This window comes from Dactylosporangium sp. CS-033363 (assembly GCF_050942475.1).
Lineage (GTDB): Bacteria > Actinomycetota > Actinomycetes > Mycobacteriales > Micromonosporaceae > Dactylosporangium.
Genome location: NZ_CP192032.1, coordinates 7199856 through 7221808 on the forward strand (window position 1 = coordinate 7199856; position 21953 = coordinate 7221808).

19 protein-coding genes are annotated in these 21953 nt (G+C 74.9%); 6 read left to right on the forward strand and 13 right to left on the reverse strand.

Annotated elements, in window-relative coordinates:
- Positions 1–79: 79 nt before the first annotated feature.
- From ACQPZ4_RS33275 to ACQPZ4_RS33310, 8 genes are all read right to left on the reverse strand, one after another.
- A complete protein-coding gene (locus ACQPZ4_RS33275; protein ID WP_433044444.1) occupies positions 80–1996 on the reverse strand; it encodes a response regulator in 1917 nt (638 codons plus the stop codon).
- Positions 1978–3060 carry a chemotaxis protein CheB gene (locus tag ACQPZ4_RS33280; RefSeq protein ID WP_433044447.1) on the reverse strand — a complete coding sequence of 361 codons (1083 nt, stop codon included), beginning with the start codon at positions 3058–3060 and terminating at the stop codon, positions 1978–1980. Before ACQPZ4_RS33280 ends, ACQPZ4_RS33275 begins: the two co-directional genes overlap by 19 nt.
- A complete protein-coding gene (locus ACQPZ4_RS33285) occupies positions 3057–5063 on the reverse strand; it encodes a hybrid sensor histidine kinase/response regulator (RefSeq protein WP_433044450.1) in 2007 nt (668 codons plus the stop codon). The genes ACQPZ4_RS33280 and ACQPZ4_RS33285 overlap by 4 nt, the downstream gene beginning before the upstream one ends.
- On the reverse strand, positions 5060–6535 hold the full coding sequence (locus tag ACQPZ4_RS33290; protein ID WP_433044453.1) for a methyl-accepting chemotaxis protein: 1476 nt from the start codon (positions 6533–6535) through the stop codon (positions 5060–5062). Before ACQPZ4_RS33290 ends, ACQPZ4_RS33285 begins: the two co-directional genes overlap by 4 nt.
- An 8-nt stretch (positions 6536–6543) precedes the next feature.
- Positions 6544–7269, reverse strand: coding sequence for a chemotaxis protein CheW (locus ACQPZ4_RS33295; protein WP_433044456.1), 726 nt, complete (start codon positions 7267–7269; stop codon positions 6544–6546).
- Positions 7270–7307: 38 nt separating this feature from the next.
- The gene (locus ACQPZ4_RS33300; RefSeq protein WP_433044459.1) at positions 7308–8873 is read right to left on the reverse strand and encodes a CheR family methyltransferase; all 1566 of its coding nucleotides are present in this window, start codon (positions 8871–8873) and stop codon (positions 7308–7310) included.
- The gene (locus ACQPZ4_RS33305; RefSeq protein WP_433044462.1) at positions 8860–9279 is read right to left on the reverse strand and encodes a chemotaxis protein CheW; all 420 of its coding nucleotides are present in this window, start codon (positions 9277–9279) and stop codon (positions 8860–8862) included. Before ACQPZ4_RS33305 ends, ACQPZ4_RS33300 begins: the two co-directional genes overlap by 14 nt.
- Positions 9280–9461: 182 nt before the next feature.
- Entirely contained in the window at positions 9462–10667 is a 1206-nt protein-coding gene (locus tag ACQPZ4_RS33310) for a hypothetical protein (RefSeq protein WP_433044465.1), read from the reverse strand.
- 40 nt (positions 10668–10707) lie between these two features.
- On the opposite strand from ACQPZ4_RS33310, the gene ACQPZ4_RS33315 reads away from it, so the two are divergent.
- Positions 10708–11220, forward strand: a complete 513-nt coding sequence (locus ACQPZ4_RS33315; RefSeq protein WP_433044468.1) for an NUDIX hydrolase — start codon at positions 10708–10710, stop codon at positions 11218–11220.
- A gap of 1 nt (position 11221) precedes the next feature.
- Here ACQPZ4_RS33315 and ACQPZ4_RS33320 read toward each other — a convergent pair whose 3' ends face one another.
- Positions 11222–11737, reverse strand: coding sequence for a helix-turn-helix domain-containing protein (locus ACQPZ4_RS33320; protein WP_433044471.1), 516 nt, complete (start codon positions 11735–11737; stop codon positions 11222–11224).
- 663 nt (positions 11738–12400) lie between these two features.
- Here ACQPZ4_RS33320 and ACQPZ4_RS33325 point away from each other — a divergent pair.
- On the forward strand, positions 12401–13684 hold the full coding sequence (locus ACQPZ4_RS33325) for a benzoate/H(+) symporter BenE family transporter (protein WP_433044473.1): 1284 nt from the start codon (positions 12401–12403) through the stop codon (positions 13682–13684).
- Positions 13685–13764: 80 nt separating this feature from the next.
- Positions 13765–14106 (forward strand): S24 family peptidase, encoded by a 342-nt coding sequence (locus tag ACQPZ4_RS33330; protein ID WP_433044475.1) that lies wholly within the window; start codon positions 13765–13767, stop codon positions 14104–14106.
- A 10-nt stretch (positions 14107–14116) separates the two neighbouring features.
- Here ACQPZ4_RS33330 and ACQPZ4_RS33335 read toward each other — a convergent pair whose 3' ends face one another.
- Complete coding sequence (locus ACQPZ4_RS33335) at positions 14117–14629, reverse strand: MarR family winged helix-turn-helix transcriptional regulator (RefSeq protein WP_433044478.1); 513 nt, start codon at positions 14627–14629, stop codon at positions 14117–14119.
- A 127-nt stretch (positions 14630–14756) separates the two neighbouring features.
- On the opposite strand from ACQPZ4_RS33335, the gene ACQPZ4_RS33340 reads away from it, so the two are divergent.
- Positions 14757–15188 carry a response regulator gene (locus ACQPZ4_RS33340; RefSeq protein WP_433044481.1) on the forward strand — a complete coding sequence of 144 codons (432 nt, stop codon included), beginning with the start codon at positions 14757–14759 and terminating at the stop codon, positions 15186–15188.
- Here the strand turns inward: ACQPZ4_RS33340 and ACQPZ4_RS33345 are convergent.
- From ACQPZ4_RS33345 to ACQPZ4_RS33355, 3 genes are read right to left on the reverse strand one after another with little or no spacing between them, the layout of a single operon-like run.
- On the reverse strand, positions 15175–15711 hold the full coding sequence (locus ACQPZ4_RS33345) for a GerMN domain-containing protein (protein WP_433044484.1): 537 nt from the start codon (positions 15709–15711) through the stop codon (positions 15175–15177). The genes ACQPZ4_RS33340 and ACQPZ4_RS33345 overlap by 14 nt on opposite strands.
- Before the next feature lie 11 nt (positions 15712–15722).
- Entirely contained in the window at positions 15723–17084 is a 1362-nt protein-coding gene (locus ACQPZ4_RS33350) for an ATP-binding protein (RefSeq protein ID WP_433044487.1), read from the reverse strand.
- Positions 17081–17752 (reverse strand): response regulator transcription factor, encoded by a 672-nt coding sequence (locus tag ACQPZ4_RS33355; protein ID WP_433044490.1) that lies wholly within the window; start codon positions 17750–17752, stop codon positions 17081–17083. Before ACQPZ4_RS33355 ends, ACQPZ4_RS33350 begins: the two co-directional genes overlap by 4 nt.
- A gap of 159 nt (positions 17753–17911) precedes the next feature.
- Between ACQPZ4_RS33355 and ACQPZ4_RS33360 the strand changes: the two genes are divergently transcribed.
- Entirely contained in the window at positions 17912–18217 is a 306-nt protein-coding gene (locus ACQPZ4_RS33360) for an STAS domain-containing protein (protein WP_433044493.1), read from the forward strand.
- A 48-nt stretch (positions 18218–18265) separates the two neighbouring features.
- The gene (locus tag ACQPZ4_RS33365; RefSeq protein WP_433044496.1) at positions 18266–21931 is read left to right on the forward strand and encodes a LuxR C-terminal-related transcriptional regulator; all 3666 of its coding nucleotides are present in this window, start codon (positions 18266–18268) and stop codon (positions 21929–21931) included.
- Positions 21932–21953 lie beyond the last annotated feature (22 nt).

The following is a 21953-nucleotide window of genomic DNA, read 5'->3' on the forward strand; positions in this document are numbered from 1 at the left end:
TGCAGATCGTCGGGCCGGCGACGGTCTTGAGGGGGTGTGGGTGGAGCGGAGCTCCCCCACCGCTCTTGGGGAACTCAGCTCAGTTCAGGGTGAACGAGAACGTGGCGCCGCGGCCGGGTTCGCTCGTGGCCCAGACCCGGCCGCCGTGGCGGTCGACGATGCGCTGGACCGTGGTCAGGCCGATGCCCGTGCCCGGGTACTCCGAGGCGTCGTGCAACCGCCCGAACGGCCGGAACAGCTCCTCCGCCCGCTCAGCAGGGAACCCAGCCCCGTTGTCGCGCACGAAGAAGGCGTCGTCCGAGCAGCCGATGTCGATGGCCGGGTCCAGCGTGCGCGAGGTGAACTTCCACGCGTTGCCGACGAGGTTCGTGTACACCGCGCGCACCAGATCCCCGTCGCACGCCGCCGTCATGCCGGCGGTGATCGTGACGCGGACCTTGCGGTCGGGGTCGCGCAGGCGGAGTTCGTCGATGACGTCCTCGGCCAGGGCGGACAGGTCGACGGTACGCCGCTCGATCTGCCCCCGGTTCGCCCGCGCCAGTTGCAGCAGGGACTCGATCAGGGCGTTCATGCGGGTCGCGGCGCTGTGGATGCGGGTCAGGTGTTCGGCGGTCTCCGGCGGGGCGTCCTCGGCCAGGAGCTCGCTGTAGCTCAGGATCGTCTGCAGCGGTGAGCGCAGGTCGTGGGAGACCGAGCCGCTGAAGGCCTCCAGCTCGCGGTTGCGCCACTCGAGTTCCTCGACCAGTTCGGCGCGGGCCTCGGCGAAGCGGCGGGCGGCTCGTTCCTCGGCCGCCTCCATCTCGCGGCGGACGAGTTCGTCGCGGATGCGGCGGTTCTGCTCGTGGAGGTTCTGCCGGCGCAGGTGGGTGCGGATGTGGGCGCGCAGGGTGCTGAGGCCGTCGGAGCGGTGGACGTAGTCGTCGGCGCCCGCCGCCAGGCACTCCAGGAGCACGTCGTCCTCGCCGGCGATGATGACCGGCATGTCGCGCAGGCCGGGGACGGCGCGGATGCGGTCGCACAGGTCGCGGCCGTCGATGCCGGGCAGGTGCAGGTCGATGACGGTACAGTCGGCCGGCTGCACGGCGAGCATGGCCAGGGCGTCGTCGGCGCAGCGGGCCAGCACCGCCTCGAAGCCGTCCTCGTGCAGCAGGGCGGTCATCGACTCGAGGTAGCTCGAGTCCGCGTCGACGAGCAGGACGCGCGGCGGGCGGGCGGCGCCGGCGTCGGGGAGCGGGAGGGTGGCAGCGCTTTTTCGCAGTACCGCCGCGAGCTTGGCGATGACGACCGCCAGATCCTCCTGCTTGCGCACGAAGCCGTCCGCGCCCGCCTCCAGGATCTGCAGTTCGGTGCTGTAGTCGTCGGAGGCGGTCAGCAGCAGGCAGGGCACGTTGCGCAGGGCGGCGTCGAGGCGGACGCGGCGGATGACGGTGGCGCCGTCGATGCCGGGCAGCACGCCGTCGACGATGATCGCGTCGGGCGGGCGGACGCCGGCGACCCGCAGGCCCTCCTCGCCGCTGACGGCGACCGCGACGTCGTAGCCGGCGCCCTCCAGCCGCTGGCGCAGGACCTCGCGGAACGTGCGGCTGTCGTCGATGACGAGCACCAGGCTGCGGTCCTGCGCCTCCGGGGCGGAGCGCAGCAGGTCGCGGGCGCGGGCCACGACGACCGCGGCGTCGTACGGCTTGCCCACGTAGTCGTCGGCGCCGGTGCGCAGGCCGCGCAGGCGCTCGTGCACCTCGGCCTCGGTCGACAGCAGCAGCACGACCGCGTCGCCGTGGCGGGGGTCGGCGCGCAGCCGGCGCAGGAGGTCCACGCCGTCGCCGTCCGGCAGGCGTACGTCGAGCACCGCCACGTCGAACCGCTCGTGCGCGATCGCCGCGTCGGCCTCGCCGAGTCCCGAGCACAGCACGGTGCGGAAGCCGCCGTCCTCGAACGCCTCGTGCAGGTCCATCCGCACGGTGAGGCTGTCGTCGACGATCAGGACGTTGTTCGCCACGCCGGCCCCCTCTCCGCGGCGGAACCGCCGGACGAAGCGACCGAGCCCAGCGCCGCCAGCCGCGCGCCGATCTGCTCCGGCGGCAGGCTCTCGGCCGCCCCGCCGAGCGCGACCGCCTCCTTCGGCATCCCGTACACCACGCTGCTCGCGGCGTCCTGCGCGAACGTCAGCCCCCCGGCCCGGCGCAGCGCGAGCAGCCCCTCGGCGCCGTCGCGGCCCATCCCGGTGAGCAGGCACCCGGCCGCGGCGCCGCGCAGGTCGGCGGCGAGCGACTCGAAGAGCGTGTCGACGGAGGGGCGGCACGAGTGCCGGGGCGGGGCCGAGCTCAGGTGCAGGTGCCCGTCCCGGACGAGCAGGTGCAGGTCCGGCGGGGCCATCGTGACCCGGCCGCCGAGCGTGCCGAGGGCCTCACCGCCGCGCGCGTACCGCACGATCTGCCCGGTCTGCTCCGCCAGCCACCCGGTGTACGCCTGGGCGAACGACTCGTTGGCCGACAGGTGCTGCACGTACAGGACGGGGATCGCGAACCCGGCCGGCAGCGCCCGCAGCAGCCGCACGATGGCGCCCGGGCCGCCGGTCGAGGCGCCGATGGCGATCGCCCGGATCGCGGCCGGCGCGGGCAGGACGGCGCGCACCGGCGGGGGCGGCGGGCCGGGCAGCCGCTTGGTGACCACGCGGATGCGGGAGACCACCTTGACCGCGGTGCGCAGCCGCCGGCCCCAGGTCGCGTCGCCCGCGTCACCGCGCGGCTTCTCCAGCACGTCGACGGCCCCGGCCGCGAGCGCGTCGTACGTGGTGAACAGCTCGCGCCGGTCGGCCGAGCAGACGACCAGGATCGGCGTGGGCGCGACGGCCATGATCTGCTCGGTGGCGACCAGCCCGGTCATCACCGGGAGCATGACGTCCATCGTGATGACGTCGGGCCGCAGCCGCCGGCAGAGCTCGACCGCCTGCGCGCCGTCGGTCGCCTCGCCCACGATCTCGAATCCCTCGGCGGGCGTGAGGGCCTCGCGCAGGCAGCCCCGTACCGTCGCGGAATCCTCGACGACGAGCACCCTGATCATGCCGGGGCTCCCGCCAGCTCGCGGATGCGCGCGAGCAGCTCCTCCTGGTCGAAGGCGCTCTTGACCATGTAGGCGGCGGCCCCGGCGTCGGCCCCGCGGCGGCGGTCCTCGGCCGAGGCGCGCGAGCTGACCAGGATCGCGGGGGTGCGGGCGGTCTGCGGGTCGGCCCGGGTCATCTCGACGAACGCGAACCCGTCCAGGCCCGGCATGTCGATGTCGACCAGGAACAGCGCGTAGGGCCGCCGGCGGGCCCGCTCCAGGCCCTCCTCGGCGGAGGCGGCGAGCTCCACGCGGTACCCGGCGGACTCCAGGATCGACCGCTCCAGCATCCGGGTGGTGAGCGAGTCGTCGACGACCAGGATCGGGGGGAGCTCGCTTGCCGCGACCTCCTCGGGCTCGGCGAAGATCTGCGAGCCGCCGGCCGTCGCGGCCGCCGTGGCCAGGCCCGCGGGATCGAGCACGATCCGCGGGTTGCCCTCCGCGTCGATCGAGACCCCGCCGACGACGGGCGCGGCCGGGGCCAGCTCGGGCAGCGGCCGCACGACGAGCGTGCTGGTGCCCAGCAGCCGGTCGGCGCCGACCGCGAAGACGTCGTCGCCGGACGCGAGCACCACCGCGACCGCGCCCGCGGTGGCGTTGCCGTTCGGGGCGCCTGCCGGCAGTACCCGGGAAAGGGGCAGGTAGGTCAGCACCCTGCCGTCGTGGGCCAGGGCGCCCGCCTCCACGGCGGCCGCGGCCTCGACGGCGGCCAGCAGCACGCAGGTGTGCACGGCGTCCAGGGGCAGCGCGGCGAGCATCCCGCCGGCCTGCACGACGAGGCCGGACAGCGAGACGAGGGCGAGCGGGACGACGAGCTCGACGGTGGTGCCGCGGCCGGGCTCGGTGTGCACCGACACGTCCCCGCCGAGGCGCTCGGCGACGTCGCGCACCGCGTCGAGCCCGATGCCCCGCCCGGAGACGCCGGTGACCCGCTCCGACGTGGAGATGCCGCCCTGCATGAGCAGCCGCATCAGCTCCCGCACGTCGGCCTCGGCGCCGGGCGGGACGAGCCCGCGGCGCTCGGCCTGGCGGCGTACCGCGTCCAGGTCGAACCCCCGCCCGTCGTCGCGGCAGCGGAAGGCGGCGAACCGGCCCCGGCGGCGCACGTCGACGCTGACCCGGCCCTGCGCCGCCTTGCCGGCCGCGACCCGCTCGGCCTCGGGCTCCACGCCGTGGCTGACCGCGTTGCGCACGACGTGCAGCAGCGCGTTGCCGGCCTGCGCGAGCACGTGCGGGTCGAGGCGCAGGTCGCCGCCCTGGCTGTCGAACTGCACCTGCTTGCCCTCGGTACTGGCCACGTCGTACACGGCCCGGTGCAGCGTCGAGAGCACCGTGGCCGCCGGCACCAGCCGCAGCCGCTCGGCCCGGCCGCGGATGTCGTCGAGCTCGCGGGCGACCTGCTCGACGGTCTCGGTGAGGCGGCGCCCGAGCGTGGTGAGCTCGGCCGACAGGGCGCCCGCGGCGGGTGCGGAGCGCTCGCCGCGCAGCTGCTCGGCGAGGGTCTCGGCGGCTCGGCGCGCCTTGTCGAGGGCCTCGGTGTGGGCGCGCAGCGGGGCGAAGCGGGCGTGGGCCTCGTCGACGGCCTCGAGGAGATCGTCGACGTCGTTCGTCGTCGCGCGTTCGGGTTCCTTCTCGGATATCTCGGGAATGTCCGGTTGTTCCAGCTGCACGACCATCGCCGCCATGGCGTCCGTGATCCGCAGGAGATCCCCCATGATCGCGGCGGGCGGCTCCGCGTCCCGATACGGCATGAGCAGCTCTTCGAGCGCGTGGGCGGCGTCGGCGAGGCCGGACTGCCGCACCACCCGCGCCGCGCCCTTGAGCGTGTGCGCGTGCCGCAGCAGCCGCGCCACCGGCTCCGTCCCGGCCCCGCCCTGCAGGTCGAGCACCCCCTGCCCCAGGTGGTCGACGAGCTCGCGGGCCTCGATCCGGAAGTACCGCAGCGGATCCTTCTCGCCGGTCATGCGCCGTTGTCCGCCGACACCAGGCGCAGCAGCGTGGTCGACAGGCCCGTCAGATGCTCGGCGGTCTGGCGGGTCTGCACCGCGCTCGACTCGCTCTCCTGCGTCACCCGCGCGGTGTCGGTGACCGCCACGTTGACCTGCTCCACGGCCGTCGTCTGCTGCTTCGTCGACAGCTCGATCTCCCGGGCCGACTCGGTGGTGGTCGCCACCAGGTCGGCGATCTGCTGGAACGAGGCCGTGACGGCGTCGAACTGGCGGGCCCCGGCGTCGACCGCCTTGGCCCCGGTCTCGGTCGCCATCACCGTGGTGTTGACCGCGCCGCGCACGTCGTCGATGAGCGCGCGGATCTCCTTGGCGGATCCGGCGGTACGGTCGGCAAGCTTGCGGATCTCGTCCGCCACCACGGCGAACCGGCGGCCCCACTCCCCCGCCCCCGACGCCTCGATGGTCGCGTTGATGGCCAGGATGTTCGTCTGCTCGGCCAGCTCCGACACGAGGTCCACGACCCCGCCGATCTGCTGCGAGCGCTGCCCGAGCTCCAGCATGTGCTGCACGATCAGGTCGACCTGGCGGCGGATGGCGGCGATCGACGCGCGGGCCTCCTCGATCGTGGAGTCGCCGGAGCCGGCCGCGGTCGCGGTCTCCTCGGCGATCTTCGCCACCCGCTGCGCGCCCTCGGAGATCTGCCGGGAGGTGATCAGCAGCTCCTCGATCGTCGTGGTGATCTCGCTCATCGCGGTCGCCTGCTCCCGGGCGCCGGTCGCCTGCTGGCCGGCCGAGGCCTCCAGCTGGGCGGAGGAGCTGCGGATGTGCCCCACGGTGCCGGCCACGTGGCGCTTGAGGGCCCGGGCCAGCAGCAGCCCCGACACGACGCCGAAGCCGACGGAGAGCACGGCGAGGCCGATCACCACGGCGATGGAGACGGCGGCGCGGTTCGAGGCGGCTTGCTGGGCCGCGCGCAGGTCGCTGTCGAGCAGGGTGGTGAGTGCGGTGATCTGCCGGTCGAGGCTGTCGCGCTGCGGGACGACCGTGGTCTCGAACGCCGCCGAGATCTGCTCGAGGTCCGCCCCCTGCTGGACGCGCTTGCCGATCACCTCCTGCAGCACCTCCTGGTGGCGCTGCTCGCCGGCCACCGCCTGGTCGAGCAGCGCACGCTCCTCGGCGGTGTTGAGCACCTCGCGCACCCGCCCGGCCGCGGCCGTGAACTGGGTGCGGGCGGCGGTGATCTGCTGGGCGTAGCGCGAGTCCCCGGTCAGCAGGTACGCCCGCCCGGCGCTGCTCTTGGCCTCCACCGCGACCCGCAGCTCCTGCGCGGCCGCGAGACCCTTGACGCCGACGTCGATGACCTGGTCCTTGGCCGTCGCCACGGTGCCCAGCGCCCAGACGGTCACCACGCCGGTGATCAGCGTCAGCGCCGCGGTGACGGCGAAGCCCAGTCCGAGCCGCTGCCCGTACGTCCAATCTCGTGCCATGTCCCGCCCTATCGCTCCGCACCGGATCCCGTCACGGCCTCCACCGACGCCCGCACCGCCGCGCGCACCGCGGGCACGTCGACGATGGGCCGGGCGCCGTCGGGCAGCGGGACGATCCCGCGCAGGCATCCGTGCGGCCCGTGCCCGTCGGCCTCCTCGATCAGCGCGTCGCTGGGGACGCGCAGGTGCCCGTCGAGCCCCGCGAAGGCGAGCGCGACGGCGGGCTGGCCGGCCGCGAGCACCAGCCACCGCGCGCCGTCCTCCCCGCCCACGGCCATCGCTGCGGTACCGAGCACCGCCGCCAGGTCGTACACCGGCACGATGGCGCCGCGGAAGCCCGCCACCCCGAGCAGCGCGCCGAGCGGGCCGGGCAGCCGGGTCACCGGCCGGTCGGGGAAGAGACCGGCGGCCTGGGTGAGGCGCAGGGCGTACCGCACGCCGCCGGCCCGGATCGCGAGCAGGTCGTCGTGCCCGGCGACGGCGCTGCGGGGCGGGTCGGCGAACGACCGGTCGAACTCGTCGCGCAGCTCGGCGAGCCGCTTCTCCAGGCGCCCCCGGTCTTTTCTCGCGTCTTGTGGCTCGGCGTCCGGCGGCGCCGCGGTGGTCACGACGTCCTTTTTCCCGGCGTCCGGCGGCGCCGCGGTGGTCACGACGTCCTTTTTCCCGGCGTCCGGCGGCGCCGCGGTGGTCACGACGTCCTTTTTCCCGGCGTCCGGCGGCGCCGCGGTGGTCACGACGTCCTTTTTTCCGGCGTCCGGCGGCGCCGCGGTGGTCACGACACCGCCGCCAGTTCGGCCCGGCACAGCGCGATCAGCGCCCCGCGCCCGAAGCCGCCGCCGAACAGCGCGATGCGTTCCTCGGTTTCCGACCGCAGCAGGTGTACCGCCTGATCCAGCTCCTGCTCCGCCGTCCGCCGGTCCCCGAAGCGCCGGGCGAGCAACCCCAGCCGCAGCCGCGGGATCGCGAACCCCGCGTCGAGCTGCGCGGCGAGGCGATGCTCGCGCTGCGCCTCGTCGTGCCGCTCGTCGCCCTCGTGGCAGTCGCCGAGCAGCTGATGGGCGTCGGCGAACAGCGCGTCGCGCTCCAGCATCCGCCGGCCCAGGTCCGCGGCCCGCCCGGTGTCCCCGAGCGCCGCGAGCAGGCACCCGCGCATCAGCCAGGTCTCGGGCCGGTCGGCCTCGGCCCCGGCGATCGCGTCGAGCACCTCCAGCGCGTCGCCGAACCGCTCCAGCCGCAGCAGGGCGTAGGCCCGTTCCCGCGGCCGCGTCCGGGGCACCGGGGCGGGCTCGGGCGCCGGCCGGGCCCGCTCCGCCCGCTCGTAGTAGAACGTCTCGTGCGAGTGGTGCACGGTGAGCCCCTCCGGCCGCAGCCCGAGCGTGTCGGTGTGGCCGAGGAAGAGGTACCCGCCCGGCGCCAGGCTCCTGGTGATCCGCTCGACCACCGTCCGCGCCGTGTCGGGCGTCAGATACATGAGCAGATTCCGGCAGAACACGATGTCGTACTGCCCGGGCGCGAACACCACCGGATCGTCCCGCGCCACGTTGTGCTCCACGAACCGCACCCGCCCGCGCAGCCGCGAGTCGATCTCGACCCCGTCCCCGGCGGGCCTGAACCACTTCTGCCGCACGCTCTCCGGCGTCTCGCGCAGCGACCAGAGCGAGTAGTGCCCGCCCATCGCCTTGCGCAGCGCCCCCCGGTTCACGTCCAGCCCGACGATCGAGGTCTGCCAGCTCTCGGGCACCCGCGCGGCCGCGACGATGGCGAGGCTGTAGGCCTCCTCGCCGGTGGAGCACCCGACGGACAGCAGCTCGAGCCGCCGCCGCTCCTGGCCGGCCCTCATCCGCGCGGGCAGCGCCACCTCGGCGAGCGCCCGGAACTGCTCGGCGTTGCGGAAGAAGTACGTCTCGTTGACCGTCAGCGCCTCGGCGAGCGCCGCGAGCTCGGCACTCCAGGCCGTGGTGAGCCGGTCGAGGTACCCGCGATCGGTGAGCCCGTGCTGCGTGGCGCGCTGCTGCAGGATCTCGCCGAGCAGCCCGTCCTTCTTCTCGTCGAACGCCATCCCGAGCCGCTCGGCGAGCAGGTGCCGCAGCCGCACCACCGACTCGCGCCGCTCCGGCTCCCGCCCGCCGCGGTCTCGCGCGTCGCGGTCTCGCGCGTCGCGGTCTCGCGCGTCGCGGTCTCGCGCGTCGCGGTCTCTTGTGTCGCGGTCTCTTGTGTCGCGGTCTCTTGTGTCGCGGTCCGGCACCGCGTTGCGCCCCGGCCCTCGTCGCTCGCCGGACGGCATCGCGTTGCGCCAGTCGCGGGGCGGCCGGTCCCCACCGGTCTCACGCGGCGGCACGCGGCACCGCCTCGACATGCAGCAGCGCGGTCTCGGGACTCAGGAACAGCAACGGCCGCCCGTCGAGCACCCCGACCGCCTCGACGAGCGATCCGGCCACCGGCGACGGCTGCGCCGCGGACCGATGAATCGACCGCACCCCGACGACAGGCCCGGTGGCGAGCGCAACGGTACCCCCGGGCGTGTCCACGGTCACGAACCGGCTGGGCTCGGCCCCGGGGTCCCCGACCAGCGCCGCGGTGTCGACCACCGGCACCGCCGCACCCCGGATCACCGCCACCCCGAGCAGCCCGGCCCCGCCCCCGGCCACCGGCTCCACCGGCAACGGCCGCACCGTCTCCACCACCGCCGCCAGCGGCACCGCGCACAACAGCCGACCCACGCCGAAGATGAGCTGATCCTGCATCCGATCACCCGCCCTTGATCACCCGCGCTGGGCACAGGATATGACGGGAAACGCGGCAAATGCTCGGTTTGCGGCAACCCGCCCCCGCCCACGCCTGACAGCCGCCACCCAGCCGGCGGCTGCCACCACCCACGCCGCACCGCGCGACCGCGCCACGGCCGGTTTGAGGTGACCTCGGCAGGTCAAGCGGTCGCCGGGCGCCTCCTCGCGGCGAGGACGAGCGCCGCCGCCTGCACCGCGAGCGTGATGGCGAGGGCCAGCCCGAACGCCGCGTACGTGCCGGCCCTCTCGACCAGCAGCGCCACCGCGAGGCAGAACACCGTGAACCCCACGAGGCCGCCCGGCACGCCCCGCAGCATCCGCACCGCCCCGCCGGCGCCGTCGCGGGCGAGCGCGAACGCGGCCACCACGCTCGTCGCGATCGGGAACGGCGCCAGCACGCCGGTCGCGGCCGGGCCGATCGCCTCGGCGGCCCCGGTCACGGTCAGCACGAGCACGGCGGTCGCGACGGCCCGCGCCGGCAGGTCCCACCACGGCGGCCGCCGCACCACCGGCACCGCGGACTCGGCCGCCGAACCATCCGCCACCGCCACCGCCCCGGCGGACCCGGACGTGCCGTCGATCGCGGCGGACACCAGCGCCGGCGAGGGTTCGCGCGACACCGCAGGCGCCGACGACGACTCGGCCACCGCGACATCAGGCGACGCGCCGGCCACCGCGACATCAGGCGTTGCTCCGGCCACCGCGACATCAGGCGACGCGCCGGCCGACGCGAGATCAGGCGTTGCTCCGGCCACCGCGACATCAGGCGACGCACCGGCCACCGCGACATCAGGCGACGCTCCAGCCACCACGACATCACGCGTTGCTCCAGCCACCGCGACATCAGGCGACGCTCCAGCCACCACGACATCACGCGTTGCTCCAGCCACCGCGACATCAGGCGACGCGCCGGCCGACGCGAGATCAGGCGACGCTCCGGCCGGTGCGTGCTCCGGTGGCGGGAGGGCGCGGGCGGCCAGCCAGGCCGAGGCGAGCACGAGCGGCGCGGCCAGCAGCGGCGGCACCGTGAGCCGGGCCAGCACCACGTCCGCCGCCAGGCACGCCGCCCACGCCAACCCGAGCGCCGAGGGCCACCGCAACCGCCGGGCCGCGCGGCCGAACACGGCGACGAACAGGGCGAGCGAGATCAGCCCGAGCAGCGCGGACCCCGCCGCGCGGGCGCCGAAGGACGGGCCGTGGTCGAGGCAGGTGATGAGCAGGATCGGGCCGGCGACGATCGGCAGGGCGACGAGTACGCCGGAAACCTGGGCGCCCCAGCGCCGTCCGGCGAGCGAGGACGCGACCACCAGCAGCGGCGCGAGCGACAACTTCAGCAACAGCGTCACTTGCCGGAAGCCTACTCGATCAAACGATAGAGTCCCCTGCGTGGATACCGAAGAGCCGCGCCGCCGGCCGGCCGTGCGCATTGTGTGCCTGGACGGGGCACAACGGGTACTGCTGCTGCATTGGAAGGATCCCTTCGACGGCTCGTCGGTGTGGGAGCCGCCCGGCGGGGGCATCGACCCGGGTGAGACGCCGCTGCAGACGGCGCGGCGGGAGCTCGGGGAGGAGACCGGACTGTCCGGCGACGCGGTGGTGGCCGACCGGTTCGTGCAGGTCGAGCGGGACATGACGTGGAACGGCCGGCGCATCGTCGGGCCGGAGCAATTCTTCCTGGCCCGCTTCGCGCAGGAGCGGCCGGAGCTGGTGCGGACCGGGCTGATGCCGGACGAGCAGGACAACCTGCACGGGCACGCGTGGTACGAGCCGGACGCCCTCGACGTGCTCACCGGCGCTCTGCGGCTGCCGGACCGGTTCGAGCCGCCGGAGCTGCGCTCGGTCCTCGCGGCGCTCACCGGCCCCGACGGCCCCGGCCCGTGGGCACTGCCGGCGGCGTGAATCAGCGCGGCGAGCGGATCAGCAGGTTCGCCACCACCTCGTCCGGGCCGGTCGCCTCGTAGCGATGCGGGACGTCGGCCCGGAACGACACGTGCTCCCCCGCCCCCGCCGCGAGGGGAGCGTCCTCGGGGCCGGCGCGGAGCATCCCGCCGTACACCGTGATGTGCTCACTCACGCCGGTCGCGTGCGCCGGTGAATGCTGGATCACGCCCGGCCGCACGCGCATCCAGAACAGCTCGAACGTGGCGCCCGGCTCCTCGAACACCTCCAGGAGCGTCGCGGTCACGGCCGCCCCGCGCACGTCCGCCGCCAGCGCCGGAGGGTCGCCGGGATTCAGGACCAGAGCCGTCAGCGGTACCCCCAGTGCCCCCGCCACCGCGTACAACGTCTCCAGGGTCGGGTTGCGCGTCCCGTGCTCCAGCCCCGACAGCGTCGCCTTGCCGATCCCGGCCGCCCTCGCGAGCGCCGACAGCGAGAGCCCGCGCGCCTCCCGCATCGAGCGCAGCCGCTCCCCCACCGCCACATCCCCCGGAGACCGGCTTGTCCCGCGCGCGCCCATGTGGCTATTGTTGCGTTCCGTTTACGGAACGATCCACCCGACCGGCCACACCGAGCAACCGACGCGCCCACGGCACACGCACGCACGCACGGCACCCACGCACGGCACCACCCACGCACACGCACGGCACACCCACGCACGGCACCACCCACGCACACGCACGCACACGCACGCACGCACACGCACGCACACGCACGCACACGCACGCACACGCACGCACGCACGCACGCACGCACGCGCACGGCACACGCATGCACGGCACGCACGCACGACACACGCACGCACGACACACGCACGCACGCACGCACACGGCACACGCATGCACAGCACGCACGCACGACACACGCACGCACGGGTGACACACGCACGGCACACACGGGCGACGGGCCCACGGGGCGCACGGGCGACGAGCGCACGGCACACGCAGGAGCGACGGGCGCTCGGGCGACACGCACGGCACACGCACGGGCGACGGGCGCACGGGCGCACGGCACACGCACGGGCGACGGGCGACGGGCGACGGGCGACGGGCGACGGGCGACGGGCGACGGCACACGGGCGTGAGCCGGGCGCACCACCGAGGGACGGACCGAGGCACCAACCGAGACAGGGGGAACAGCGATGCGACAGGCGCTGCCGGCGGTGCTCGCCGGGCTGGTGAGTGCGCTCGTCGGGTACGCCAGCTCGTTCACCGTCGTACTGGCCGGCCTCCGCGCCGTCGGGGCGAGTCCCGCCCAGGCGGCCTCGGGACTGCTAGCGGTCTGCGTGGCGATCGGCGTGACGGCGATCGCGCTCGGGTTGCGGTACAAGATGCCGATCTCGATCGCCTGGTCGACTCCCGGCGCGGCCCTGCTCGCCGCGACCGGCACGGTGCCCGGGGGCTGGCCGGCGGCCGTCGGGGCGTTCCTGGTCAGCGCGGCGCTCATGGTCCTCGCGGGGCTGCTGCCGTGGCTCGGCCGGGCCATCGCCGCCATTCCGCGGCCGATCGCCGGCGCCATGCTGGCCGGGGTCATCCTCAGCCTGTGCACCGCGCCGGTACGCGCGATGGTCGACCTGCCCCTGCTCGCCGCCCCGGTCGTGCTGACGTGGGCCGTGCTGTTCCGCTTCGCGCGGCAGTGGGCGGTGCCGGGCGCCCTCGTCGCGGCCGTGGCGGCGATCGCGGTGCACGGCGCGGGCGGCTCGCTCGCCGGCGCCGGGCTGCGGCCCGATCCCGTGCTGACCGTCCCCACCCTGAACCTGTCCGTGGTCGTGAGCATCGCGATCCCGTTGTTCCTGGTCACCATGGCCGCGCAGAACGTGCCGGGGATGGCGGTCATGGCCACGTACGGGTACGCGCCGCCGCTCCGCCCGATCCTCGTCGCCACCGGCGTGGCCAGCGCGCTCGCCGCCCCGTTCGGCGGGCACGCGGTCAACCTGGCCGCGATCACCGCCGCCCTCACCGCCGGGCCCGACACCCACCCCGACCCGCGGCGGCGCTGGATCGCGACGGTGGCCCTCGGCAGCGGGCAGCTCGCGCTCGGCCTCGGCGCCGCGCTCGCCATGGCGCTCGTCCTGCTGTCGCCGCCGATCCTGGTCGTCGCCGTGGCCGGGCTGGCGCTGCTGCCGGCGCTCGGGTCGTCGCTCGCCTCCGCGGTGACCGAGGCGGAGGGGCGCGAGGCGGCGGTCGTCACGTTCGTGGTCACCGCCTCCGGCGCGACCATCCTCGGCATCGGCTCGGCGTTCTGGGGACTCGTCGCGGGCGGGCTGACGTACCTGCTGCTGCGCCGCCGGACCAAGGCGCCCGCCGTGACCGAGGCGCCCGCCGTCACCGAGGCGCCCGCCGTGACCGAGGCGCCCGCCGAGACCGAGCCCGCGCCGGAACAGAAGCCGGAGCCCGAGCCCGAGCCGGAGCCCGCCGCGCGATAGCGAGCGCCGCCGGACGAAGGCGCCCGCCAACCGATAAATGCGTCGCGGGCAAGGCCACAACGCGGCAGCCTGAAGGCACGATGGGGATGCTCGATCTCATGGCCACCCGGGTGGCCGCCGGCGCCACGGTGGAGTTCCGCCCCACCGGCAACTCGATGACGCCGCTCATCCGCAGCCGCGCCCTGGTCACCGTCGCGCCCGCCGAGCCCGCGCGGGTCGAGCCCGGCGACATCGTGCTGGCGAAGGTGGCCGGCACCGTGTACGTGCACCTCGTCTCCGCCGTCGACCACGTCAAGGGCCGGGTGCAGATCAGCAACAACCACGGCCGGGTCAACGGGTGGACGAACCACGCGCGGGTCTACGGGCTGTGCGTCGCGGTGGACGGGGTACCGCGGCCGAAGACAGCCGGCAAGACGCGCTGATGCGGTTTGGTCAGGCCAGGGCGCCGCGCATCGCCTGGGCGCCCTCGACCGGGTCGGCCGAGACCTCCCAGTTGGTCCACCACTCGCGGTCCGGCAGCTCGCCCGAGGCGCGCACGAACGCGTGCAGCACGCCCAGGTCGTGCGCGTCCCCCGAGAGGCCCGCGGCCCGCACGATCGCCTCCAGCTCGCGCCGGCGCGCCTCCATGACGACGCCGACCAGGTCGCGGCCGGCCGGGGTGAGACCGAGCCAGATCGAGCGGCGGTCGTTGTGCCGGTGGAAGCGGTGCACGAGCGACTTGCGCACGAGGCGGTCGCACATCCGGGTCAGCGTCGACGGGGCCACGCCCAGCTCGCGAGCCAGCACCGCGCTGCGCTGGGGGCCGCCGCCGGCGAGCAGGACCAGCGTGCGGTACTGCGGCAGGGTCACGTCCGCCCCGAGCGTCGCGAGGTTGCGGGCGGCGAGCGCGACCATGGCCCGGCTCACCGACAGCAGCGCCTCGACGATCGGTTCGGTCGTTGTCACGGCGCAATCGTTGCATGGACGGCGCGCTGGTGGGGACCGGTCCTGCCCGGCGCGCGGAGTGGATCCGGGAAGCGCACGTGCACTATGGTGATCGCGATTATTGCACTGTTGCAATAAAGAGGAGCCCATGGACCTCGCGCACATCCTGCTCGTCGAGGACGATCCCGGCGACGTGGCGTACACCATCGACGAGTTTCGCGAACACCGGCTGCGCAATCCGCTGACCGTGCTCGGCGACGGGATCGAGGCGATCGAGTACCTCGAGCGCCGCGGCCGGCACGCGCACGCCCCGCGGCCGGACATCCTGCTGCTGGACCTGAACCTGCCGGGGGTCGACGGCCGGGTGGTGCTCGACCGGGTGCACGGCAATCCGGACCTGTCCGGGCTGACGGTCGCGGTACTCACCAGCTCGCCGCTGGAGGAGCGGATGCTGCGCGAGTTCGGGGTACCGGCGGAGTTCTATTTCCGCAAGCCCGTCGACTTCGCGCAGCTGGCCGAGCTGATCCGCAGCCTCGACGGGTTCAGCATCGTGGTGGACCGGGACGTCAGGGTGCGATGAGGCTCCGGTAGTCGGCGTCGGTGAGCAGGTCGCTGGTCAGCGCCCCGTCGCCGCGCGGCACCTCGATCATGCGCCCGTCCTGCGCGAAGCGGACCCCGACGACGTCGGCGCGGGCGGCGAGGGTGCACACGATCTGGCCGTACGCGAGGGTCTCGTCGTTGCGGATCGGGTTGTCGACGGCCAGCCCGACGACCGCGGTGCCGTTGTGCACCTGCACGCCGGTGATGTACGAGGTGCCGGCGAGCGCGCTGTCCAGGTCCGCCGCGCGCTCCTGCGGCGTCGGCCCGGTGACCAGGTCCTCCAGGTGCCGCTGGGGCGAGGGCAGGGCGGAGACGCGCCGGTCGACGGGCACGAGCTGGTTGTCGCGGACGAGGTACAGCCGCTCGAGGAACGCGCCCGGCGAGGGGTTGGCCATCGGGCCCTCGTAGGAGCCGATGGTCACCGACGGCTCGATCGGGCGCGGGTCGCGGTCGGTGGGCACCCCGCAGCCACCGGCGGCCAGCAGGATGGGCAGGAGCCACAAGCCGGGCCTTTTCACCGTACCCCCGGAAGCTCGATCCGGAACCGCGCGCCGCCTCCGGGCCGGTCCAGCGCGTGCACCCGGCCCCCGTGCGCGGTGACGTGCTGCGCGACGAGGGACAGGCCCAGCCCCGTGCCGGTGTCGTTGCCGCGGGCGCCGGCCGAGCGCCCCCGCACGAACCGGTCGAAGATCGTCGCGCGGTCGGCCGGGTTCACGCCCGGGCCGTCGTCGTCGACCTCGATGATCCCGTCGGCCCCGTCGGTCGCCAGCCGCAGCGCCACCGGGCCGCCGCCGTGCGTGACCGCGTTGTCGAGCAGGTTCACGAGCACCTGCTCCAGGCGGCGCCGGTCGACGGTCCAGCGCAGGTCCCCGCCGCCGGCCTCGATGATCGCGGGGTCCAGGCCGCGGCCCTGCACCGCGCGGCGGGCCAACTCGCCGACGTCGACCGGGCTGAGCTGGGCCGGCAGGTCGCCGCGGGACAGTTCGAGCAGGTCGTCGACGAGCTGCTGGAACCGTTCCAGCTCGGCCACGACCAGCCCGGCCGCCATCGCCGTGCGCTCGTCGAGGGAGTCCCGGCGGCGCTCCAGCACGCTCGCCGAGGCGGCCAGGGTCTGCAGCGGTGAGCGCAGCTCGTGGCTGACGTCGGCGGCGAAGCGGCGGTCCTTCTCGATGCGCCGGGACAGCTGGTCGACCATCTCGTTGAACGACGTCGAGAGCGGTTCGAGGTCCGGGTCGGTGGCCGGGTCGAGGCGCGCGCCGAGGTCCCCGGCGCTGATGCCCTGGGCGGCGGCCGCGACCGAGCGCAGGGGGCGCAGGACGTAGCGGGTGGCGTACCAGCCCAGGACCGCCCCCGCCGCGGCGACCGCCGACGCGACCAGGATCAGCACCCATCCGATGGTGCGCAGCGTCTGGTCCAGCTCGCGCAGATAGTCGATCTCGTACACCGCTGTCGCCGGCGTCAGCAGGATGCCCACGATCACGACCGGGGCCCCGTCCACCCGGACCCGCTGGATGCCCTGGCCGTGGTCGGCGACGAGGCGCTGCAGGCTCTGCGGCACCGCGGCCGAGGCGCCGTTGTCGGCGGTGCGCGCGTACCAGTGGCCGAGGTGGAACACGAGCACCCGCCGGTTGCCGCCGGTGTCGAGGCTGCGCAGCATGCCGGAGAAGTCGGGGTGCTCGGTGTTCAGCCCGGCCGCCACGACCCGCGCGTCGAACGTCGCCGACCGTACCGCCTGCCGCTCCCGCCCGCTGATCAGCTCGCCCCGGGTGACCTCGTAGGACACCAGCGCCATCGACGCGGACAGGGTCAGCGCCCCGGCGGCGAACCCGGCCGCCACCCGGGTGCGCAGCCCCAGCCTTCCCCGGATCCGCCTCATCGCTGCAGCTTGTAGCCCATGCCGCGGACGGTCACGAGGTACCGCGGCTGCTTGGAGTCCGTCTCGATCTTCTGCCGCAGCCGCCCCACGTGCACGTCGACCAGCCGCTCGTCGCCGATCTCGTACTCCCACACCCGCTGCAGCAGCTGCTGGCGGCTCAGCACCTGCCCGGCGTGCTCGGCCAGCTCGCACAGCAGCCGGAACTCGGTGCGGGTGACCGCGACCGCCTCGCCGCCGATGCGCACCTCGCCCGCCTCCGGGAGGATCTCCATGTCGCCGAAGACCATGCTGGACATCGCGTGCACCGTGCGCCCCCGCCGGCGCAGCGCCCGCAGCCGGGCCGAGAGCTCCTTCACCGCCACCGGCTTGACCAGGTAGTCGTCCGCCCCGGCCTCGAGCGCGGCCACGATGTCGTGGGTGTCGTCGCGCGCGCTGATCACCACGATGGGCACGTCGTCGCCGCGGCGCAGCTGCCGGATGCACTCGAACCCGTCGACGCCCGGCAGCATCAGGTCGACCAGCACGGTGTCGGCGGGGTCCTCCCGCTGCGCGACCAGTCCCTCCTCCGCGCTTGCCGCACCGCGGACGCTGTACCCCTCGTCCTCCAGCGCCAGCGCCAGCGAGAGCCGGATCCGGTCGTCGTCCTCGATCACCAGCACGCCTGCCATACCAGGCATCATGCCGCCCGCCCGGCCCTTCCGACGAATTGATCCCGCCCTGGTGGCGGCCGGTTTCGCCGAAGTCACACAACCGTCACGCAGCGGGGAAGGTTTCGCCACATGGAAAACGAACGCTGAAGTGGTGAGCCTGACCGACGGGAGACCACCATGATTTCAGGAACGGCCGACCAGGCCACTCCGACGATCGAGATCCTGATCACCGAGGAGCTCGATGCGGCATCGGTACCGCGATTCGCCGCCCTCCTGCACGAGGCCGCCGACCTGAATCCCGCTGATCTCGTGGTGGACCTGCGGGAATGCCCCTTCGTGGACGCGGCGGCGATCGGGATGCTGCTGGACGTACACCGGAGGATGTTCGCCGCGGGTGGCCGGCTCACCCTGCGCGCCCCCGGCCCTCGCGTCACCCGGACGCTCCGCCTGGCCCGCGTGGAGAAGGTCCTCCACGTGCAATAACGCACCCGCCCTTCCGCTGGGCGTTACTCGCGCGTAACACTGAGCGGCATGGTTGTTGCATCGACCGTGCAGAAAGTTCGCCTCCGGGGCCGCGACGACGACCTGGCGGCCCTGCGCGCCGCCGCCTCGGGTCCCGGCGGCGCCCTGGTCCTGACCGGCCCGCCGGGCATCGGCCGCACCGCGCTGCTGTCCGCCTTCGCCCCGGCCGACGCGCTCGTACTGGCGGTCACGGGCTGCCACGCGGAATCGGCGCTGCCGCTGGCCGGGTTGCATCGGCTGTTCGCGGGGGTGCCGTACCCGCCGCATCGGCTCGACCGCCTGTCCGCGGGCTCGCTTACGGGCTCGCTTACGGGCTCGCTTACGGGCTCGCTTGCGGGCGTGGGCGTGGGCTCGGGCGTGGGCTCGGGCGTGGGCTCGGGCGTGGGCTCGGGCGTGGGCTCGGGCGTGGGCTCGGGCGTGGGCTCGGGCGCTGGCTTGGGCGTGGACCGCTTGGCCGCGGGTCTGGCCGTGCTGGCCGTGTTGCGGGATCTGGCCCGTCCGGGGCCGGTGGTCGCGCTGGTCGACGACGCGCACGCCCTCGACCAGGCGTCGCTGGACGCCCTGGCCATGGCCGCGCGGCGGGCCACGGGTTCCCGGGTGCTGGTGGTCCTCGCCCTGCGCGACACGCCCGGCTGCACCGTGGCGGAGACCGCGCTGTCGGGCCTCCCCCGGCGGCAGTTGCTCCCCCTGGATGCCCGCGACAGCCGGTACGTCCTCGGCGACCTCGCCCCCGACCTCGCCGGCGACGTGGCCGGCGTCCTGGCCGCGCGGGCGGGCGGCAACCCGCGGGCGCTGGCGGAGCTGGCCTCGGCCCTGAGCGTGGAACAACGACTGGGCGAGGCTGCACCGCCGTCGACCCCGCCGCGGGACAGCGCCCTGCGCCGGGAGTACCGGGTGCTGCTGCGCACCTTGCCACCGGACACGCGCCGGGTGCTGGTCCTGGCCGCCGCGGCCGCCCGGGAGACCTCCGGCGGGACGACGTGCCCGGCGGCGTTGCTGCTCGCGGCGGGCCACCCGGCAGCCGACCTGGCCCCGGCGGAGCGGGCGGAGCTGGTGCTGGTCGAGGGCGGACGGGTGCGATTCGTGCCGCCGCTGTTCGCCGAAACCGTGTACGCGGAGGCGGGACTGGCGGAGCGCCACGCCGCCCACCACCGCCTGGCCGCCCTGGTCGCCGACCGCCGGACGGCCGCCCTGCACCGCGCGGCGACCGCCACGGGGCCGGACGATGCCTTGGCGGCGGAGCTGGCGGCCACGGCCCTCGACCCCGGCGACACCGTCACGGCGCTCGCCACCGAACCACCCGAACGATCCGCTTCGGCCGCCCTCCGCCAGGCCGCCGCCGCCGTCCGGTCCGTCGAGGTCACCGCCCACGACCCGCAGCCCAACGCGGGAGCCACACCCATCGGGACCGCAAGCCCGCAGGCCGCCGAGGCCGTCCCGGGCAACGCGGCCGGCCCGATCGCCCGAGGCGGGGGCCCGGCGGCGGTTGACACCTGGATGACACCGGGGTCGCATTACGCTGGGCCGGAGACAGTGAGAGCGCTGGAACGGGCAGCGTCACTCACCAGCGATCCCACGCGGGCGGCGGCGTGGACGTTGGGAGCGGCGAGGCTCGCCTGGCGAGGTGGGGAGCCCTACCGGGCAAGGCTCCTGCTGCGGACCGTCTTCTCGCCGGCGGTCCCTCCAGCACTGCACGCCGAACGCGAGCTCCTCCTGGGCGAGGTGGAGCTGCGAACCGGCGCCCACGGCGACGCCGTCCACACCCTGCTGGCGGCGGCCGCGAGGCTCCCCGGCCGCAGGGCCCTGCGCGCCCTCTGGCTGGCCGGCGAGGCACTGGGAGCGTCCGGCCGCCACGACCGCTACGCCGAGGTGGCCGAGCGCGCCCTCGCCCTGCGCAGCGGCCCGACCGCCCCAACCGACGAGATCTGGCCGCCCGCCACAACCGAGGAGGAGGTGCCGTTCGACCGCTTCACCGACCAGACCACCACGCCCGAGCATGACGCCACCCAACCGTCAGGCCCGACCGCCACGCCGACCTATCAGCCCACACGCACCACAACCCGGCCGCGCCGGATGCCGCCGCCCGCCAGCGACGCGGCCGACAACACCGGCCCGCTGCGCCCAACCGCCACGCGCACCGACGAGCCGGCTCGCACCGCCCGCACTCCACGCCGATCCGCGACGCCCGCCAGCGACGCCAACGCGGCCACCGACCAGCCCGGCCACACCGCCGCGCCCGACGACGCGCCCGCCAGCGACCACACCAGCGCCGCCGACCCACCGCGGCCAACCGCCACGGCCACCGGCGGACCGGCTCGCGCCGCCAGCGCCGCCAGCACGACGCGCCGGAATGCGACGACCGCCAGCGACGCCGACTCGGCCGCTGGCCACTCGGGCAACGCCGCCGCGCCCAGCGACGAGCGTCCCGGTGACGGTGCCGGGGCGTTGCGGGCGGCCGCCGCGACCATCGGCGCCGGTCATGAGGAGATGTTGTTCGAGCACTTTGCGGGGATGGCGGCCGGGTACGCCGGAGAGCCCGCCCGCGCCGCCGGGCCCCTGCGGCGGGTGGTCGCGCTCGCCACCCAGGACGAGTCCGCCGATCCACCGGCGTTGGTGCGCGCCGCCTGGGCCGGGATCGTGGCCGGGCGGGACGAGGATGCGCATCGGCTCGCGGTCAGGGCGGCGAGGCTCGCGCGCGGGATCGGGGATCGGGCCACCGAGCCGCTCGCGCACGAAGCGGCCGCCACCGCCGCCCTCGCGCTCGGGGATCTCGATCTCGCCGCCGCCACCGCGGCCGAGGGGGTCAGGCTCGCCGGGGCCACCGGGCAGGACGCCGTGGCCGACAACTGCTGCGGGCTGCTCGCCGTCATCGCCGGGATGCTCGGCGACGCCACCACCTGCCGGCAGTGGATCAGGCGCTGCCGGGCGCGGGCCGGTGGGGACATCGACAGTCAGGCCCGCGCGATGTGTGTGTGGGCGGCCGGGCTGGTCGACGTGGCCGAAGGGCGGCACGGGGACGCCGCCGGGCGGTTGTGGGGGGTCATGCGCACCGCGGTGGGGCGGGGGCATCTGGGAGTACAGGTGCCGGCTATTCCGACGCTCGTGGAGGCGGTCGTGCGGTCCGGGGACCACGGGCCCGCCCGGCAGGTGCTGGCGGCCTATGACGTGTGGGCCGGGAGCACCGGGAACCCGACGTGGCTGGCACTGTCGCAGCGGTGTCACGGGCTGCTCGCGGCCGGGGACGACGAGGCCGATGCGCACTTCCGGGAGGCGCTGCGGCTGCATCTGGCCGGGGACTCCGCATTTCCCGGGGCGCGGACCGAGCTGCTCTACGGGGAGGAGCTTCGGCGGCGGCGCCGGCCGGCCGCGGCGCGGGAGCATCTGCGCAGTGCGCTGGCCACGTTCGAGCAGTACGACGCCGGGCCGTGGGTGCGCCGCGCCGCGGCCGAGCTGCGGGCGGCCGGGGATCATGTCGAACCCGCCGGGACGGCGAACGATCAGGCGCTCACGGCGCAGCAGGCGCGGATCGCGCGGCTGGTCGCGGGCGGGAAGACCAACCGGGAGATCGCCGCGGCGCTGTTCGTCAGCCCGCGGACCGTCGATCACCACCTGCGGAACATCTTCGTGCGGCTCGGCGTGCGGTCGCGCACCGAGCTGGCCCGCGTGATCATCTGAGACGAAATGCGCCGAAGGTACC